Consider the following 17,577-nt stretch of genomic DNA (forward strand, 5'->3'; position numbering starts at 1 on the left):
AACCTTGGCGAAAACCGTATAAAAGGTACAGTAGGCAGATGGCAAAACAGCGCGACCACATCTTTGACGAACCCCGGCCGATGATCGTCGACTTTACTTTCGATGAGCGGGTGGCGTCCGTTTTCCCGGACATGATCCGGCGTTCAGTCCCCGGTTACGGCGAGGTCATCGCCCTCACCGGCCTGTTCGCGGAGCGCTACGCACAGCCGGGCAGTACGCTGTACGATCTGGGCTGCTCACTGGGCGCCGCTACCCTTTCCATGCGCCGACGGGTGCATGCCGATCAATGTCGTATTATCGCCGTCGACAACGCCCCCGCCATGGTGGAGCAGTGCCGGGCAAACCTGGAAGCCGAGCCATCCCCGGTCCCGGTGGATGTGCACTGTTCCGACATTCGCAAGGTGCACATCGAAAACGCCTCGGTGGTGGTCCTCAACTTCACCCTGCAGTTTATCGAACCCGACGAGCGACTCGAGTTGCTACACCGCATCCACCAGGGACTTCGCCCCGGCGGTGTGCTGGTCCTGTCGGAGAAGGTCGTCTTCGAAAACGAAAGGGAACAGCAATTCCAGGAATCCATGCACCTGGATTTCAAACGAGCCAACGGCTATTCGGAACTCGCCATCAGCCAAAAACGGACCGCCCTGGAGAACGTTCTCCTTCCCGAAAGTCTTGAAGCACACACGAGCCGTCTCCGAAACGCCGGGTTCGGAGACGTCCACAACTGGTTTCGCTGTTTCAATTTTGCCTCCATGGCGGCCTTCAAGACCCCCTGAGAACGAGACGACGTCACGGCTGCAGCTCTCCCGATAAACTGATCTGGTTCACGCCAGTATTCCCATTGAAACAGTAGAGTCATCACGAAGGCCTAACGTTCAATAGGGAGAAAGAGTGATGGAGACGACAACACTCGCAACAACCACCGATAATTCGTTCCTGGATGAGGTGGTGGATCATCTACTCGGAGACTGGTCCGGACTGCGCCTCTACCTGCGCCAGCGAAAAACCGGCCGAGCGGCCGACCCGATTATGGATTCGCTGCTTTCAGAACTGCTGCGGCTCCATCTGCACGAAGCCGACGCGGCGAAAGTTTTCGCCTATTTGACCGCAAACCCCGCTGAGCCGCAAACGAAGCTTCACCCCTCCTCGATCTGTTAAACCGGATAGCCCTGCAGGGCCATTCGGGCCCGGCCGGTTGTTACCCTCCCCTGCAAACTGATCACCGCTTACGATTCGGCCCTGGAACCGAATCCTGCCAATCCAGGCAGCCAGGACCCATATGACCGGCTGGTTTGACCCTGACGGTCGGCTCATCAATGCTTAGAGGGTAACCTGAAACGGGCGACCTCACATGGATCTGCGATCCTCTCCTCTGCTGACCGACCTCTATCAGCTGACGATGCTTGACGGCTATTTCGAGGCTGCTATGGAGGAAACCGCGGTATTCGAGTTTTTCGTCCGCAAGCTGCCAGACAGTCGCAATTTCCTGATGGCCGCCGGCCTCGAACAATTGATTGAATTCCTGGAGAACCTGCAGTTCACAAAAGAAGAGCTGCAGTGGCTGGCGGACAGCGGGCGTTTCCGGTCCGATTTCGTCGACTACCTGGCCGGCCTTCGGTTTACCGGCGATGTCGATGCCATGCTCGAAGGCACCCTCTTTTTTGCCGATGAACCGATCCTTCAGGTCGTTGCCCCGCTACCCCAGGCGCAATTGATCGAGTCACGGCTGATCAACATCCTGCATCTGCAGACCATGCTGGTCTCGAAGGCTGCGCGCTGCATGCTCGCCGCACCCGAAGGGTCGCTACTGGTGGACTTCGGGATGCGCAGGGCCCACGGTGCGGATGCGGCACTCTATGCCGCACGGGCCAGCTATCTGGCGGGATTCGCCGGTACGGCCACCGTCTATGCAGGGCCCGCCTTCGGTATTCCGCTCTACGGGACCATGGCGCACTCCTTCATACAGGCCCACGCCCGGGAAACCGATGCCTTCGAGACCTTCGCCCGGGCCCAGCCGGACAATGTAATTCTGCTGATCGATACCTACGATACCGAGGCGGCAGCCGAAAAGGTGGTGCAGTTGGCGCCGCGTCTGCAGGCCGATGGGATCGCCATCAAAGGCGTCCGGCTCGACAGCGGTGATCTGGCCGAACATGCCCGCAAAGTCCGGAAGATTCTGGATGCCGGTGGTCTCGACCAGACGGTCATCTTTGCCAGTGGGGATATCGACGAACACAAGCTGGCTGACTTCGAAAATCAGTCGGCCCCGATTTCCGGTTTTGGAATCGGCACCCGTCTGGATACCTCTTCCGATGCCCCCTATCTCAATTGCGCCTACAAGCTGACCGAGTATGCGGGGCAGGCGCGCCGCAAGCGCTCCGAAGGCAAAGAGATGCTACCCGGGCGAAAACAGGTCTTCCGGCACTATGACAATGGCATCATGTCCAGTGATACCATTGCCCGGGAGGGGGAAGAGCCCGGTGGTGAAGCGCTGCTGCAGCCGGTCATGCGTGGCGGTAAACGGGTCGGTCGGCGACCGACCTTGGCGGAGAGCCGAGAGCATGCTGCCCGGCAGTTGGCAACGCTGCCCGCTCCCCTGCGTGGTCTGGGACCCGCGTCTTACCCGGTCCATGTCTCGAATGCGTTAAAAGAGCTCACCGAGGCGGTGGATCGCTTCGTGACCGACCAGGCAAGGCAATAGCAATCCGGAGCGCCTTGCTGTTCGATCGTCAGTGAACCCGGGATTCAGGAGCCCAGGCGCAGAACCGGCATCTCAAGTCACAAAGGAAGGAAAGGATTTTTCGCCTCTCGTCACTCGCAACGGGTGCCCGTTTTTGGGCGGGAACTATTATAGGATGGTGCGCCTCCACCCTCAAAAGCTGATCTGCATGCAGACCGTTGGCCTGCTGCTGCTGTTCGTCCTGTTTGCGGTGCCAGGTCCACTCCCCGCGGCCGACGCGCCCCGGCTCGAGGTCGAGATCACGGGTATCGAAGACCCGTTGAAAAGCACGATTCGCAATGCCCTTTCCCTGGTGCGTGAACAGGGGCATCCGCTACTGACTCAGTACCGAATCCAGGCCCTGCATCAGGGTACGCCGGATGAGATTCGTAACACCCTGGAACCCTTCGGTTATTACCAGGCCGAAATCGAACCTTTACTGGAGCAGCGTAACGGTACCTGGTACGCCCGCTATCACGTGAATCCCGGACCACCGGTCACCATCGGTTCACTGGATCTGGAGATCCGGGGCCCCGGCGGCTCGAACGAGGTCTTTCAAAACTGGCGCCAGACATTTCCGCTTCAGCCTGGTGACCGTCTGCGGCATGCCGGTTACGAACGCGCCAAGGATGATCTGCTGGCCATCGCGAGACGGTATGGTTACTTCGATGCGAGACTGTCGGAGAGTCGTGTACGCGTTGAACTACCGCAAAACCGCGCCGATATCACCCTGCACATGGATACCGGCCCCCGCTACCGCTTCGGCACTGTTCACTTCAGTGAAACACCGCTGCGTGAATCACTCCTGCAACGATTCCTGCATTTTGAGAGCGGAGAGCCCTTCCACTCCGGCGCACTGCTTGAGCTTCAACGAGCGCTTTCCGACAGCGACTATTTCGAACGCGTCGATGTCATTCCCCTGATCGAAGAGGCGGAGGAACAGCGGGTTCCCATCGAAGTCCGGCTGGAGATACAGAAACGGACCCGTTACGCGTTCGGCATCGGCTATGGCACCGATACCGGGCCGCGTACCACCATCGGCATTGATCGGCGCTGGCAAAACAGCCGCGGCCACAAGGCCGGCACCCGGATCGTCGCCTCCGAGATCCGAACCGAGCTGAACTTCAACTACCGGGTTCCACTCACCCCGCCGACAACCGACTATCTGGACTTCACCGCGGACTACACCGAGGAGACCACCGATACCTCGTCCCGCGAAACGGCGCTCATTGGTGGCGCTCTGACACAAATGAGACGCGGATGGCAGGAGACCCTGTCGCTGAATTATCAGGAAGAGACTTTCGATGTCGGGATCGGAGACGAGCGCGCCAATATGCTGGTGCCGGGTATCGGCTGGCAGCGCGTGGTAGTGGACGATCGCCTTGTCCCGCAACACGGATGGCGACTGGCGGCCGGGCTAAAAGGGGCCTCCGAATCCGTGCTCTCCTCAACGGATCTGGCCCAGGCAACGTTCCGTGGCAGCTACATCACCACAATCCTGGGAGGGAGGCTGATAACCAGACTCGAGGCGGGTGCATCGGAGACCTCAAATTTCGATCGGCTGCCGGTATCGCTACGTTTTTTCGCCGGAGGAGACAGCAGCGTCCGCGGCTACGGGTATCAGACACTGGGCCCGGAAAACAGCGCGGGGGATGTCATCGGTGGCAAGCACCTTCTGATTGGAAGCGTGGAGTACGACTATTTCTGGAGCGAGAACTGGGGCGCGGCAGTGTTCATTGATCAGGGCAACGCGTTCAACAGCACCGGTGACTTCGATCTTTCCCAAGGGGCCGGTCTGGGCGTCCGATACAAACTCCCCTTTGGTCTGATCCGCGTCGACGTCGCCTCGGCCGTCAGCGAGTCCGGCAACCCCTGGCGGCTCCATATCAACATCGGGCCTGAACTGTGAAACGCCGCCTGGCAACGGTCGCGCTTGTCATCCTCGTGCTGATAATGGCTGGTGCGACATGGCTATTGAATACCGAATCGGGATTGCACTGGACCTGGACCGCAGCCAGAGCGTGGACGGGAGTTGAACTTTCGGCCGATTCCCTGCGCGGAACCCTTTCGGGCCCATTGCAAGCACAACAGCTGAGGGTCCGTGCCGGGGAAACCCTCATCGAAGCCGGCGCGCTTACGCTGGACTGGCAACCCACAGCTCTGCTGCGGGGCACTCTCGCCTTTCGGCAGCTGACCGGCAGCGAAGTCAACATCCGTCTGCCTGTACAAGAGAAGGAGAAGACCGGTGAGGACGAGCAGCAGCCATTCAGCGGGATCCGTCTCCCTTTCTCCATCGAACTCGCTGACGTTCGGCTCGACGGCCTGGAGGTGCTCAAGGGAGCCGAAACACTTTTTGTTGTAGACAGCAGCGAACTCTCGGCCCGATTCGAGCAAGCGGGAGTGGAAGTGGCGCATTTGATGATGGAAGGCCCCTGGGGGCGATTCGGGGCCGAGGGAAAAATCGGTACGCTACCCGCCATGGCCATCGACCTGATCACCCGCTGGCAAATCACCGTTGCACAACTGGCACAGCCGATCGCCGGCAACGGCCGTATCGGCGGAACGTTCGGCAAACCGCAGATCCAGCAACGAATCACCAGCCCGGTCGTGATCGAGGCGGAAGGTGGGCTCGACTGGCAGGCAGAACCACTTGACTGGCATGCGCGTCTGAAAACCGCCGGAGCACATCTGGATCAACTCAGCAGCGGCTGGCGTCCACTCCTTGTGGCGGGGACGGTTACCGCCGAGGGTCAGGCGGCGTCCTTTACTGCGACCAGCAACCTATCTATCGATGACCCGGAGCTGGGCCGCTGGGAATTCGACAGCCGCTTGCAGGCCGATGAGCGCTGGAACCTGGAGCAGCTGGAATTGCAGCAGGTGGATGGTCCCGCCCGAATGAAGGCCCGGGGGGCATGGATGCCGGCGTTCGGAACACCGGATCTGATCGAGGAGGCCCGGTTAACCCTCGACTGGCAGGATCTCTCCTGGCCCCTGGCAGGTGCCGACCCGCTGGCAGCCAGTCCGCAAGGCAACCTCACCGCTTCCGGCAGCCTTTCCGATTATACCCTGGAGAGCTCTCTGCAACTGAAGCGCCCCGGCCAGCCGCCAGCAATGCTCCAACTGGCCGGTGCAGGAGATCGTGAACAGCTCCGGGCCGAAAGGTTCCGACTCGAATGGCTTGATGGCAAAGCGGCTGGCAGTGGTCGACTGCAATGGTCCAATGGCCTGGCCTGGGACGCTGACCTGAAGGGCAGCGGATTCAATCCGGCCATCCTGCTACCGGAGTGGTCCGGCGACATCGGCTTTGCCGCCCGGGGACACGGAACTCTGCCGCCGGAAGGTGTCGCCACCGTTGATGTCACCCTGGACGACCTGTCCGGCAGCCTGCGGGGTGAATCACTGGCCGGAAGTGCCGCCGCACGATTGACCGGTAACCGGTTGAACCTCGAGCAACTGCAACTGAACATCGGGACGGCTTCCCTCAGCGGTTCAGGTGTCGTTGCAGAAAACTGGAAGATGAACTGGGAACTGGCGGCCCCGCAACTGGGGATCATCCATCCTCAACTTGGCGGGAGTGTGCGTGCTGCGGGTCGACTGGAGGGTGCGAGAACATCGCCGCGGGTCCGCCTGGACGCTTCAACCGAAGGGCTGCAGGTTTCGGGAATTCGCTCGGAAGCGGCAAACCTGCACGCCGACATCGATCTGGCAGGGAAGACACCCTGGGATGCACGGCTTGAGGTCACCGCAATCAGCGGCCCCCCGATACCCCCCATCGACCGGATAACCATCACCGCCAACGGCAACGCCGCCAACCACACCCTACGGGCCGAAACCGCCGGTAGCGAACTCTTTTTCACCCAGACGGCCTCCGGCAGCTACGCGTCGGGGAGTTGGAGTGGCCGGTTGACCGATGGCGCCGTTCGCGGGCTCCCGCCCGCCACCTGGCAGCAATCAGCGCCCGCGTCCCTGTCCGCCGATAGCAGCGGTATCGTACTGAAGACGCTTTGCTGGTCGTCTGCTGACGCCCGGGCCTGTACGAGCGTCGAAGGCAGCCTGGGACAACTTCAGTTGAGTCGATTCCCGCTTACCGCGCTCTCTCCGTTCATCGCCGACACCGATGTTCGCATCGATGGTCTTGTCAATGCCGATATCGAAGCCGATGCCGCCTCCGGTTATCTCGACGCGGAAGTCAACGCAGTGGGCGCCGGTGTCACCTGGGGTGAAGGCGAGACGGATCTGGCCTTCGATATGGAGACCGCCCGACTGGTCGCCAAAAGCAACCAGCAGGGCACATCGGCCGATCTCGAGCTGTCCGTGAAGCGCGGTGGATACCTGCGGGCCACGGTGCAGTCGCCCAACGCTCTCCCCTTTGGAGCGGACGCTCCCATAAATGGCACTATCGAACTCCGCGCCACACAGCTCGGCTGGGTTTCCCTGCTCGTCTCCGATATCGCCGATCCCGACGGGCAGGTCAGGGGGGACTTCCAGGTGGCGGGCACGATAGGCAGTCCCGAAGTCGACGGGAGTCTGCTGCTCGAGGATGGCAGCGCTTTCATTGTTCCGGCCGGTATTCGTATTCAACCGGTCCGACTGGAACTGCGTGCCTTCGGCGAGGATGAACTGAGGCTTAGTGGTGAAGCCGTTTCCGGAGAGGGACGAATCAGCCTGGATGGTCGCATGGAACGCACCGAAGAGGCATGGCGAATAACAGGAACGGTTTCGGGAGAAGACTTCGAGGCGAGTCAGCTGCCCTACGCCCGGGTCTTCGTGAGTCCCGATCTGCAGTTGGAAATCGTGCCGGGTTTGGTGACGGTTAGCGGGCGATTGCATGTCCCCCGGGCGGATATCGAATTGCGCGAACTCCCCCAGAGCGTCCAGCGCTCTCCCGATGTCGTCGTCATCCGGGAGGATGTACCCGTCGAGACCAGGCCTGGCTGGCGAACCCGCACGGATGTAACCGTCACGTTCGGTGAACGCATCGGACTGGAGGGCTACGGTTTTTCGGGCCGGCTTTCGGGCCGGCTTGCCATCTCGGAAAGACCCGGCCAGGCGGCGACCGCCAATGGAGAGCTTCGCATTCTGGAAGGACGCTATGAGGCTTACGGCCAGGAACTCACCATCAGCGAAGGCCGGTTGCTCTTTGCCGCAAGTCCGCTAACCAATCCGGCCATCGATCTGCGCGCCATTCGTGTTGTGGAAGAGGTAACCGCCGGTATCGAAGTAACTGGACAGCTCAAGGACCCGGAGATCCGTCTTTTCTCCGAACCGCCCATGGAGGAGAGCGACGCCCTCGCCTACCTGATTGTCGGACGTCCCCTGAGCCGGGCCAGCCGGGCGGAAGGAAACCTGCTCTACAACGCGGCACTGTCACTCGGACTGCGCGGTGGAAACTTCCTTGCCCAGCAAATCGGCAGTGAGTTCGGCATCGAGGAGGTTGAAGTCGAAAGAGATCCTCAAAGCGAAGCCGCCTCCCTCGTACTGGGCACCCACTTGTCGCCGCGCCTTTATTTGCAGTACGTGGTGGTTTTCGCCGAAGCAGTCAATCGGGTACGCATCCGTTACGACCTGGGTACCAACTGGACGCTGGAAGCCGAAAGCGGCGAACAGGCGGGAACCGACTTGTTCTACACCATCGAGCGCTGAGCCAAGTTCGTCCCCCTCCGGCGAATCACTTCACTCTGTCGTTAATGCCCGGGCACAACCGGGAGAACCGGACGACCAAACAGGTATCCCCGTAAGGCATCGCAGCCCTGCGCTTTCAGTAACCATGTTGCGACACCAGCCGAGAGGCTAACCGGCACTATGTGGAAGAGTTTGCCAGTCAAGGGTCACCGACGGGCCGCTCGGTGAAGCCAATGAAACCCAATGTCGAAACGATGGGAGTGCTGACCAACCCGAAGCAGGCGCTCAGTAACTCCCCCCCTGCCCCGCCTTCAGAAGCAGTCGATGGGTCTCCTCATCAGGTACCCGCAACCGACCGAACTCGAACTCCGGAAGACGGCCCGGATAGGATTCCCGACGTTTCACCGACGCTCCCACCGAGTCCAGGAACAGTGGCTCACGACCCACGTTCTTGTCGGAAGGTGCATTCATTTCTAATCACCGGGTAAGGAACCGAATGGCTGCTCGACTCAGGCCGATCAGGAGCCCGGGAGCACCGTCATCACTAGTTGGAAGAGATCCCCGATGGTCGGACTGGCACCATCGATGGCCAATACCCAAACCAACGCCATCGCGCCACCGGCAACCACCAACAGGGATTCAACACAGCCGATCGTGGGGCTGCACTGCTTTTCCTTGCGTATCCGTTCCATGGTCCCTCCTCACACTTTCCTTTTTGCGGGAGCCTTAAACAGGTTATGGCAGAGGTATGCCCCGGCCGCAAGGTTAGGGCTCCGAAACAACGATGAGCGGGACTTTCCCCATATTCCGGCCTCTGCCATTCCTAACCCGGTGCATCACTTTACGCCCGCTGTAGTTCGAACCTGGGCCCGACCGGGCGCCGTTTCCAACGTCTTTTTACGCAGTAAGTAGGGGTTTTCCGGTCCGGTGCCTACACTCGTCCTGTCGAAAAAGTAGGGTTTTCCCTACCCCACCCGCATTCGATGGCGGACTAGGTTTACTAGGCAGACAGCTCGCCTGAAGGGTGGGCGATTCGCACAGCGGAAACCCACAAAAAGCCAAGGATGGTTTATGAAAAAACAATCTGCAGTGCTGGTGACCGGCGGGGCCGGCTATATCGGCAGCCATGTAGTACGACAGCTTGCTGAAGTCGGCGAACGCGTTATCGTCCTGGATAATCTTTCCACCGGTTTTGCCGAATCGGTCCTGCACGGCGATTTGATTGTCGGGGATACCGGCGATCGAGACACGGTGCTGGCTATCTTGCGCGAATACCGGGTAGATGCGGTGATGCACTTCGCCGCCCACACGGTAGTTCCGGAATCGGTACGTGATCCACTGAAGTATTATGGCAACAACACCTCCAGCACCCGGAACTTGCTCGAGTGCTGTCAGGAGGCCGGTGTCAAGCATTTCGTATTCTCCTCCACCGCGGCGGTGTACGGTACGCCCGATGGGGGACTCGCCAGTGAAGAGACACCGACCCGCCCGATCAATCCCTACGGACGCTCGAAACTGATGTCGGAATGGATGCTGCACGACCTTTCGCAGGTCACTGATTTGAACTATGTCACTTTTCGCTATTTCAATGTGGCTGGCTGCGATCCTTATGCACGTATCGGGCAGTCGACCCCGAATGCCACCCTGCTCATCAAGGTCGCCTGTGAAACTGCGATTGGAAAACGGGCACAGCTCAAGATCTTCGGGACCGACTACCCGACACCGGACGGCACCGGCGTCCGTGACTTCATCCACGTAGAGGACCTTGCCGAGGCTCACCGGCTGGGACTCGAGTATCTTCGCAACGGTGGCGACTCATCGGTGTTCAACTGCGGTTACGGACATGGCTACAGTGTGCGGGAAGTACTCGACTCGGTGCAGCGGGTTACCGGCAAGTCACTGACGATTGAAGAGGTTGCACGTCGGCCCGGCGACCCACCACGCCTCATTGCCGACTCCGGACGCCTGCACCAGAGACTCGGCTGGAAGCCCCGTTACGACGATCTCGACTTTATTGTGGAGACTGCCTGGAACTGGGAACGGCGCGTCTCGGCACCCAAAAGTCAGGGCCCATGGCTGGCCCCCGTTCGCTAATGTACTGTTGCATGCCTATGATTAGGTCGGCCTTAAGGCCGACACCAAGTCGGGTTAAAGACAGACCTATGCGAGTATCGAAAGCTTAATGCGAACAGTGCTCTCTAATGGTCCATGTGGATTTTGAGGGATCGGTCGGGAACTTTTATGAGGATTGGAAGTCACAGGAGTGTCCGTGGCGAGTGAGGTGGGAGAGTGCAACAGGTTTTTCACGATCTGAAAGCACGGTCCATGTTGGAACTTCAAGGTGGGTTGTGAACCTCTTCACCGTTCCTGTACGGCTTCTGTCCTAGCATCAGCCCGACTCTTGCAGCGGATACTGCGTCCTATGTCACCCCTTCGATTTCTTCTCCTGCTTGCCATCCTCGGCTTCGGAATCGCTTCCGCAGAACCGGCCGAGGATACCCAACGCGGCTCCGTCGCCCAAAAGACTGAATTGACAGTCCAGTCCGACCAACCCGACTCCAACCGGGCTGAGCAACAGGCCAGACTGGCGGAATTGGCGCCGAGCGACATCACCCCTTCCATGGTGGAACAGGCAGAACTCGACGTGGAATCGGCGCGTGTTCAGCTGGAGGGAGCTCGCCTCGACCTGCAGGTGGCGGAGAAGCGCAACGAAGAGTTGGTTGCGACCGTCCAAAAACTGGAGCAGAAGCTCCAGGAATCGCAAGACCTCTCCCCATCCGAGGGCAACCCGACTCCCGATGCCAACGTCCTGGAACTCGAACGGGAGCTGCAGAAGAACCGTACGCTGTTGCAAGAGGAACAGGGCCGAATCTCCTCTGGTAAAGCCACCCTGGAAACCGCCCGGACAGAGCTGAAGATGGCCAAGGAGTGGTCTACGGGTCTCAAGGAGCTGAGTCGGCAGGCCCGCGAGGCGAGTCAACAGACAGTCCTGGAAGCGCTCAAGATGCGCTTCGAACGTGAACAGCAGCAGTGGCAAAGCCGTGCCGCGGAGTGGCGGGAAAAGCTGCAAAACAGGGCCGATGGGACCCCGACCGAACAGCACCAACTGTGGCGCAGCCGGCTTTATGAGGCTGAAGAGCAAGCGCGGCTGGCCGGGCAGGAGATCCGCATCGCACAATTCGAGGACCGTATCGCCAGCTTTGAGTCGGATCTGCTAAACCGCGAGATGTCGGCCATACAGCTGGAATCCATTCTCGAGCAAATCACTACCATTGGCGCGGAACTGGAAGCGGGCCGCGCCCTTCTCGACAAGCGCCTGAAAGTGCTCCGCCAGCAACACGAGGTGGCGAGCAAACGGGACCTGAAGTCCGAAGAGACGGAGATCTATCGGGAACTGGAGCAGGCACTCAATGCGCAATCAGCGAAAATGAACGAGCTGACCACGCGTGCCACCCCGCTACCGAACAAAGTCGAAAAGCAGCTCAGCGAAATTCTGCACCGGGGCCTTACGGCCAGCCGTCCGCTTCCGGCGAACAGCGACGAATGGCAGCAGCTGATCCATGACCTTGCACGGTTCCCGTCGGTATTGACCAAAGCCCTTGCCACTGACCTGAATACCCTGGCCCGTGGAGCCTTCGGATTGACCGTCGATCGCTGGCTTCTTCTCGTCGTGGGGCTCACCTTCTGGCTGACTTTTGTGAGCCGAACACAGCAAATGCTGGTTGCGCGCCAGGCGCCCCGCGGGGGCTGGGGTGCACTATTGGAATTCCCGCTGCTACTGCTGGAGCGTAGCGCCCGTCCCATCGCCGTTGCCGGTACGGCGGCCCTCCTGGTCTGGACTTTTCTGCCATCAAACGCTTCGGCTGCACCGCTGATCGCGCTGCTGGTGTGTGCATTGTCGGCCTATCTGCTGCTCAACTTCAGCCGCACGCTGCTAATGGCACCTGGCGGAGTACAGAAGCCGCGGCTCTATCGTCAGTTGCAGTGGACAACCCTGGCGGTTGGCTCTCTCGGCGTCGTGGTTGCGACCGTCCATGCCCTGTCGCTGGCGCCCTCGCTGGTGAACTTCGTGGATCGCGTATTCATGCTGTCGGTGCTGATGTTCGCAGTCCCGATGTTCGAAGTGCGACGACTCAGCCTAGCTTACCTGGATGCCCGGTTAGGCGAGCGCTATTGGGCCCGTGTGATACGAATTCTGAGCCTGTTGGCACCCGCCTCGGTGTTGGCTGCCGCCTCTGTGGGAGTTGCCGGTTACGTCAATCTGGCCTGGGCCATCGGAGGGTTGCTGGCCACCGTACTCGTCATTCTCGCCGTCTGGCTGGTGACCGCCCGCCTTCTGCGCGAAGCCGGCGACAGTCTGAAGAATTACGTCAATGTGCATACCGATCACGGGATGCTGCTGGCCAAGGGGGTGATCGAACCGGTCCATTCGCTACTCAAGGTCATTGTTTTTATCGCCCTTTGGGCACTGCCTTTTGGCATCTACGGCATCGGCCCGGAGACGCCGGTAGTATCGAAGCTCCTGGCATACCTGCAGGTTCCACTGTTTTCGATCGGAGGCAATACCGTAACGCTGTTCGGCCTGGTGCTTGCACTGGCCGCCGTTCTGGCGGTGGTACGGACTGGCGGCTGGCTGCGTCTGGTCACCTATCGCTGGGCACTCTCCGGCATTACCGACCAGGGCGTCCGGCACAGCCTTTCGGTGTTCAGTCAGTACACCTTCGTTCTCGCCGGTGTCCTTATCAGCCTGCAGCTTGTCGGCATCGACCTCACTTCGGTCGCCATCTTCGCGGGGGCACTCGGTGTCGGCATCGGTTTCGGCCTGCAGAATATCGCCAACAATTTCATCAGCGGCATTCTGCTGCTGGTGGAGCGTCCCTTGCGGACCCACGACATCGTTCGGGTGGGCGAGCACGAGGGCGAGGTGACCCACATCGGCATGCGTTCATTGACCGTCAAAACCTGGGATCACCAGGAGGTCATCATGCCCAATGCCGATGTCATCTCGAACTCCTTCACCAACTGGACGCACAATGACAACATCGTCCGCACGGTGGTCGAGGTGGGCATCTCGTATGACGAGAACCCGCGCCGAGCGGCAGAGGTCGTCGCCACTATCCTGCGCGACCATCCCGCTGTACTCGACGAACCGCCTCCCCAGGTCTGGATGAAGGAATTCGCTGCATCGACGGTACTGTTCCATGTGCAGTACTTTATCGACCTGAAGTATCACGGCCGGCTGGAGATCCGTTCCGAAATCCTGATGGCCATTTGGGAGGGATTCCGCGAAGCGGGTATTCGCATCCCCTATCCACAACTCGACATCCATATGGACCGTGCGTCGCCACCGGCCGAAAACCTGCCTCCGATGCAAAATTCCGCAACCATTCGCCGGGTCAGGCCTTCCTGACCACTCACTCCCGCAGTTTGGCCTCCAGCCGCCGGCAACGATGCTCCCGTTCGACGGAGGGGGGCAGACTACGGGCGAAGACCAGCGCCTTTTCCCAGTCACGCCTTTGGTGCTCGTAGTACTTGGCGAGTCGCTCCGCGGCTTCACCGCACCCTTCGCCGGCCAGCCGCTCCCAGATCGCATGGGCCCGCTCCCAGTCCTGGCGGCCGCGATGCAGACGCGCCAACTCCAGCAGCCCGGCCTCTTCCAGCTCCTGCTCCGCCTCCTGCAACAGCGCATAGGCCTTCGGCTCATCTCCGGTCTTAAGGGCGACACGCGCAATCGCCAGGACGTCGGCACCCTGCAAACCGGGTGCACGGTGAACATCCGCCAGGGCGGGTAACAGCGCAGCCAGAGAGACGATATCCCAATGGTTGTGTATCGCGATGCCCGGCAGCCGGGAGGCATCGCCCCGATGCAGATAGGCAAACCAGGCCGCCGGGGCTTCCGAGCCGGGAAGATCATCGATACGGGAGAAACCCAGCAGTTCTTTTTCGGTGGTCGCCAACCTGCAGTCGGGCCACCGCTTCCCGTAAGCGCGTCGCACAGGGTGCAGCAAATCGACATGCCGCAATCCGTGGAAGACATCGCTAGTCCCCGCCAGTCGGGCCCGTGCGGCCAGTAGCGGCTGATCGAAGCTCTTGCCGTTGAAGCTCACCAGTGCCCGGGGGCTCTCAAACCAGCCAGCGGCATCCTCCAGCATGGCCCGTTCCGCCGCAAAGGAGGTAATCAGGTACTGGCGCACCACCAGCGCCTCTTCCAGCAGACGGCCCAGCCCCAGCATGAATACCGCCGTTCCGGTGCCTCCGGAGAGGCCGGTAGTCTCTGTATCGAAGAACACCGCATCACGGGCATCGAGCCCATCCGCTTCGGGCAGCGCCCGGTGGTCCTCCAATACTCGCTCCAGGGGAATGTCTCCGTGAGCGTCCGAAAGCAGCAGACGTCTTTCGATGCGGATCAGCCCCTCGCCAATCACCTCGCCTCCGACCGACTCGGCCACCACCTCGACCGGCGTGGCCAATCCCGTTTTCGATGGCGTGCCGCCGCCCGGCCGCAACCGCGACACCCGATCGGCAAACGGCGATGCCGTCGGTGCTTCGGGCGCGTCCTGGCCCGTCTCTCTTTTGAGGGTTTTGAGCCGGTCTTTCAGTGCCATTGTTTAGAGGCCTAACCGCAAAGGCGCCAAGGCGCGACGAAATGAAGTTTCTGTTAGATCACCCCTCTCCGCGAAACACTTTTGCCTGTCGTGCAATTCCTTGCTCTTTGCGGTCACCGGTCACCCGCCCCGAACAGATCGAGCACCAGCAGCGCCGCGGTTTTTGGTGAATAGCCGCGTACCTCATCCGAGGCGAGAATGGGGCCGACACAGGCGGGGCAGCCGTACAGACAGTCGCAGGCATGAACCATCTCGCGTGCCTTGGCCACCACTTCCGCCCGGCGATCGTAGAGCGGTGCGGAGAGCCCGACGCCGCCGGGATAGTTGTCGTAGAGGAACAGCGCCGGACGGAAGCGGCCGCCGGTCTGTTCAGGGGCATCGGGTGAGAGCTCTCCCCCTTCGAAGCTGCGGATCTGCCCGCGACCATTGGCCCCCACGGTGGCGAACCATTTGGCGTCGCCGTCACCGACGGCACGTCCCAGATCGTGGGGCTCGGACATGGTGGCGAGGGCGGCTACGTGGTGCATGGCATAGGCGGCCCCCAGAAAGCCGTCCAGGGCCTGCTGACGATTCTCGAAAGCGGCCTCCAGCACAGCCGGGCGCACCTGCCACCACACTGCGGTGGTGTGCATCTCCTGGTCGGGCAGATTGATGTTGCCGTAGCCGATATTCTCGTGGGTGTAGTAGCGGATCTTCTTGTAACCGGAGATGCGCCGCACCAGATGCACCTCACCACGGGCCGTTTCCGCCCGTTCACCGCTGCTGTGTTCGAAATTCTCCAGGATCTTCAACTTGGTGTAATCGATAGCATCGGTGTAGTAGTCGGCGCGGGTCTTGCGGACGAAGGCCTTGCGTCCCTCCCAGTCCAGCTTCTCCACCTGATAGGGCGAGGCCTGCACCAGGTAGATGGCGCCCTCGTAGATCGTCATCGGTGCCGACGCGTAATCCACCTCGGCGACGATGGTCTGCCCACCTTCGCTGATGTCGATTACCACGAAATTGCCCTCAGCCACCGAACGCAGGGAAACGGCATTGGCGGGGTAGCTGTCGGCACTCCAGTGCCAGGTGTCCCCCTCCGGATGGACAATGCCCTCCTCCTGCAGGTATTCCAGCATCTCCAGCAGGTTGTCTCCGCCGAAGCGTTCACCCTCCCTGAACGGCAGTTCGAAGGCGGCACAGCGAACGTGGTCCAGCAGTATCAGCAACTGATCCGGATCGATACGGGCGTGCTCGGGCGAGGCGCCGAGAAAGAACTCCGGGTTACGCACGATGTACTGGTCCAGCGGCTGGCTGGTGGCAATCAGCACCCCCAAAGCGGTGCGGCGACGGCGCCCCGCCCGGCCCAGGCGCTGCCAGGTGCCGGCGATGGTTCCCGGATAACCGTTCAGCACGCAGACGTCGAGGGAGCCGATATCCACCCCCAACTCCAGGGCCGAGGTGGCAATCACGCAGTCGATACTGCCCGAGCGCAGCTTCTTCTCGGTTGCGCGCCGTTCGGTGGGCAGATAACCCCCGCGGTAGGCGGAGACCCGCGGCGGCTTGCGCGGGTCTTTATCAAATACATCCTTCAGGTATTTGGTCAGCACTTCCACCATCAGCCGGGTCTGGGCGAAAATGATGGTCTTCATTCCCGCCCGCACCGCGGTACGGGCGATGCGGGTAGCCTGGGAACGGGCGGAGGCGCGAATGCCGAGATCGGCGTTAATCACCGGCGGGTTCCACAGCAGCAGGTGTTTCTCGCCGCTGGGCGCCCCGCTCTCGGTAATGGCGTGAACCTCTTCACCGAGGATCTGGGCGGCCAATTCCCCCGGATTGGCAATGGTGGCCGAACAGAGCACGAAACGCGGATCGGAACCGTAAAAACGGCAGATGCGGCGCAGCCGGCGGATGACGTTGGCCACATGGGAGCCGAACACGCCGCGATAGGTGTGCATCTCGTCGATGACCACATAGCGCAGGTTTTCGAAAAACTGCGCCCATTTCGTATGGTGCGGCAGGATCCCCTGATGAAGCATGTCGGGATTGGAGACCACGATATCGCCCCGGGTACGCACCGCCTTGCGCGCGTCACCGGGGGTATCGCCATCGAAGGTGTAGGCGCGCACCCCTAGGTCGCCGGCCTGGTTCAGCTCCAGTATCTCCGCCACCTGATCCTGGGAGAGCGCCTTGGTGGGAAACAGATAGAGCGCCTTGGCCTCCCCCGTCAGCGCCGACTGGAGTACCGGCAGGTTGTAACACAGGGTCTTGCCGGAGGCGGTGGGGGTGACAATAACGGTGTGCTGCCCCGCTCGTATGGCATCCCAGGCCTCGCGCTGGTGGGCGTACAGCTGCGTGATGCCCCGCTCTGCCAGGGCATTTTTCAGTCGTGTATCCAGCGCATCGGGCACCGGGGCATAGCGCCCGGCTCGAGCCGGGACAATCAATTCACCGGTAATCCGGCCCTTGTGTTTGGCGCGCAGCCGCTCGGAGAGGCGCTGGACGGAGTCGATCGTCTGTCTTTTGGAGCCGACTTGCCCGGCGGGGGTACTCATGGCGTTTGTTCTCTTGCTCGCGGGGTGTTCCTCAAGGCATGATAAAAGAAGCGCCACCGCACGAACAAACGCCGTTAACAGATTCGTCGGGAGCCCCCTA

Annotated in this window: 11 protein-coding genes; 7 read left to right on the plus strand and 4 right to left on the minus strand. The window is 60.9% G+C overall.

Going from position 1 to position 17,577, the window contains the following annotated elements; all coding sequences use genetic code 11:
- Positions 1-38 precede the first annotated feature (38 nt).
- The 5 genes from cmoA to BLP65_RS00120 all read left to right on the plus strand — a co-directional run bounded on the left by cmoA (position 39) and on the right by BLP65_RS00120 (position 8,362).
- Positions 39-776, plus strand: coding sequence for a carboxy-S-adenosyl-L-methionine synthase CmoA (gene cmoA / locus BLP65_RS00100; RefSeq protein ID WP_092991389.1), 738 nt, complete (start codon positions 39-41; stop codon positions 774-776).
- A 118-nt stretch (positions 777-894) separates the two neighbouring features.
- On the plus strand, positions 895-1,158 hold the full coding sequence (locus BLP65_RS00105; RefSeq protein ID WP_092991391.1) for a hypothetical protein: 264 nt from the start codon (positions 895-897) through the stop codon (positions 1,156-1,158).
- Positions 1,159-1,351: 193 nt separating this feature from the next.
- Positions 1,352-2,701, plus strand: a complete 1,350-nt coding sequence (locus BLP65_RS00110; RefSeq protein WP_092991392.1) for a nicotinate phosphoribosyltransferase — start codon at positions 1,352-1,354, stop codon at positions 2,699-2,701.
- Between the two features lie 187 nt (positions 2,702-2,888).
- On the plus strand, positions 2,889-4,628 hold the full coding sequence (locus tag BLP65_RS00115) for an autotransporter assembly complex protein TamA (protein WP_175452380.1): 1,740 nt from the start codon (positions 2,889-2,891) through the stop codon (positions 4,626-4,628).
- Entirely contained in the window at positions 4,625-8,362 is a 3,738-nt protein-coding gene (locus tag BLP65_RS00120) for a translocation/assembly module TamB domain-containing protein (protein WP_092991396.1), read from the plus strand. Before BLP65_RS00115 ends, BLP65_RS00120 begins: the two co-directional genes overlap by 4 nt.
- A 264-nt stretch (positions 8,363-8,626) precedes the next feature.
- On the opposite strand, the gene BLP65_RS00125 is transcribed toward BLP65_RS00120, so the two are convergent.
- Both BLP65_RS00125 and BLP65_RS16820 read right to left on the minus strand, forming a co-directional pair.
- Positions 8,627-8,812 carry a hypothetical protein gene (locus BLP65_RS00125; RefSeq protein ID WP_092991398.1) on the minus strand — a complete coding sequence of 62 codons (186 nt, stop codon included), beginning with the start codon at positions 8,810-8,812 and terminating at the stop codon, positions 8,627-8,629.
- 47 nt (positions 8,813-8,859) lie between these two features.
- Entirely contained in the window at positions 8,860-9,033 is a 174-nt protein-coding gene (locus BLP65_RS16820; RefSeq protein ID WP_175452381.1) for a hypothetical protein, read from the minus strand.
- Positions 9,034-9,412: 379 nt separating this feature from the next.
- Here BLP65_RS16820 and galE point away from each other — a divergent pair, with 379 nt between their 5' ends.
- Positions 9,413-10,435: a UDP-glucose 4-epimerase GalE gene (galE, locus tag BLP65_RS00130; RefSeq protein ID WP_092991400.1), complete on the plus strand. Its 1,023-nt coding sequence runs from the start codon at positions 9,413-9,415 to the stop codon at positions 10,433-10,435.
- 328 nt (positions 10,436-10,763) lie between these two features.
- Positions 10,764-13,751, plus strand: coding sequence for a mechanosensitive ion channel domain-containing protein (locus BLP65_RS00135; protein WP_092991402.1), 2,988 nt, complete (start codon positions 10,764-10,766; stop codon positions 13,749-13,751).
- Between the two features lie 4 nt (positions 13,752-13,755).
- Here the strand turns inward: BLP65_RS00135 and BLP65_RS00140 are convergent, their stop codons facing one another.
- Positions 13,756-14,946, minus strand: a complete 1,191-nt coding sequence (locus tag BLP65_RS00140) for a ribonuclease H-like domain-containing protein (RefSeq protein WP_092991404.1) — start codon at positions 14,944-14,946, stop codon at positions 13,756-13,758.
- 113 nt (positions 14,947-15,059) lie between these two features.
- Entirely contained in the window at positions 15,060-17,477 is a 2,418-nt protein-coding gene (locus tag BLP65_RS00145) for a DEAD/DEAH box helicase (protein ID WP_217631856.1), read from the minus strand.
- Between the last annotated feature and the right edge of the window lie 100 nt (positions 17,478-17,577).

Source organism: Thiohalomonas denitrificans, from assembly GCF_900102855.1.
In the GTDB taxonomy this organism is placed as follows: domain Bacteria; phylum Pseudomonadota; class Gammaproteobacteria; order Thiohalomonadales; family Thiohalomonadaceae; genus Thiohalomonas; species Thiohalomonas denitrificans.

Bases quoted from the DNA above. Each gene is read 5' to 3' on its own strand.
- cmoA (WP_092991389.1), top strand. From the start codon at position 39: ATGGCAAAACAGCGCGACCACATCTTTGACGAACCCCGGCCGATGATC.
- BLP65_RS00105 (WP_092991391.1), top strand. From the start codon at position 895: ATGGAGACGACAACACTCGCAACAACCACCGATAATTCGTTCCTGGAT.
- BLP65_RS00110 (WP_092991392.1), top strand. From the start codon at position 1,352: ATGGATCTGCGATCCTCTCCTCTGCTGACCGACCTCTATCAGCTGACG.
- BLP65_RS00115 (WP_175452380.1), top strand. From the start codon at position 2,889: ATGCAGACCGTTGGCCTGCTGCTGCTGTTCGTCCTGTTTGCGGTGCCA.
- BLP65_RS00125 (WP_092991398.1), bottom strand. From the start codon at position 8,812: ATGAATGCACCTTCCGACAAGAACGTGGGTCGTGAGCCACTGTTCCTG.
- BLP65_RS16820 (WP_175452381.1), bottom strand. From the start codon at position 9,033: ATGGAACGGATACGCAAGGAAAAGCAGTGCAGCCCCACGATCGGCTGT.
- galE (WP_092991400.1), top strand. From the start codon at position 9,413: ATGAAAAAACAATCTGCAGTGCTGGTGACCGGCGGGGCCGGCTATATC.
- BLP65_RS00135 (WP_092991402.1), top strand. From the start codon at position 10,764: ATGTCACCCCTTCGATTTCTTCTCCTGCTTGCCATCCTCGGCTTCGGA.
- BLP65_RS00140 (WP_092991404.1), bottom strand. From the start codon at position 14,946: ATGGCACTGAAAGACCGGCTCAAAACCCTCAAAAGAGAGACGGGCCAG.
- BLP65_RS00145 (WP_217631856.1), bottom strand. From the start codon at position 17,477: ATGAGTACCCCCGCCGGGCAAGTCGGCTCCAAAAGACAGACGATCGAC.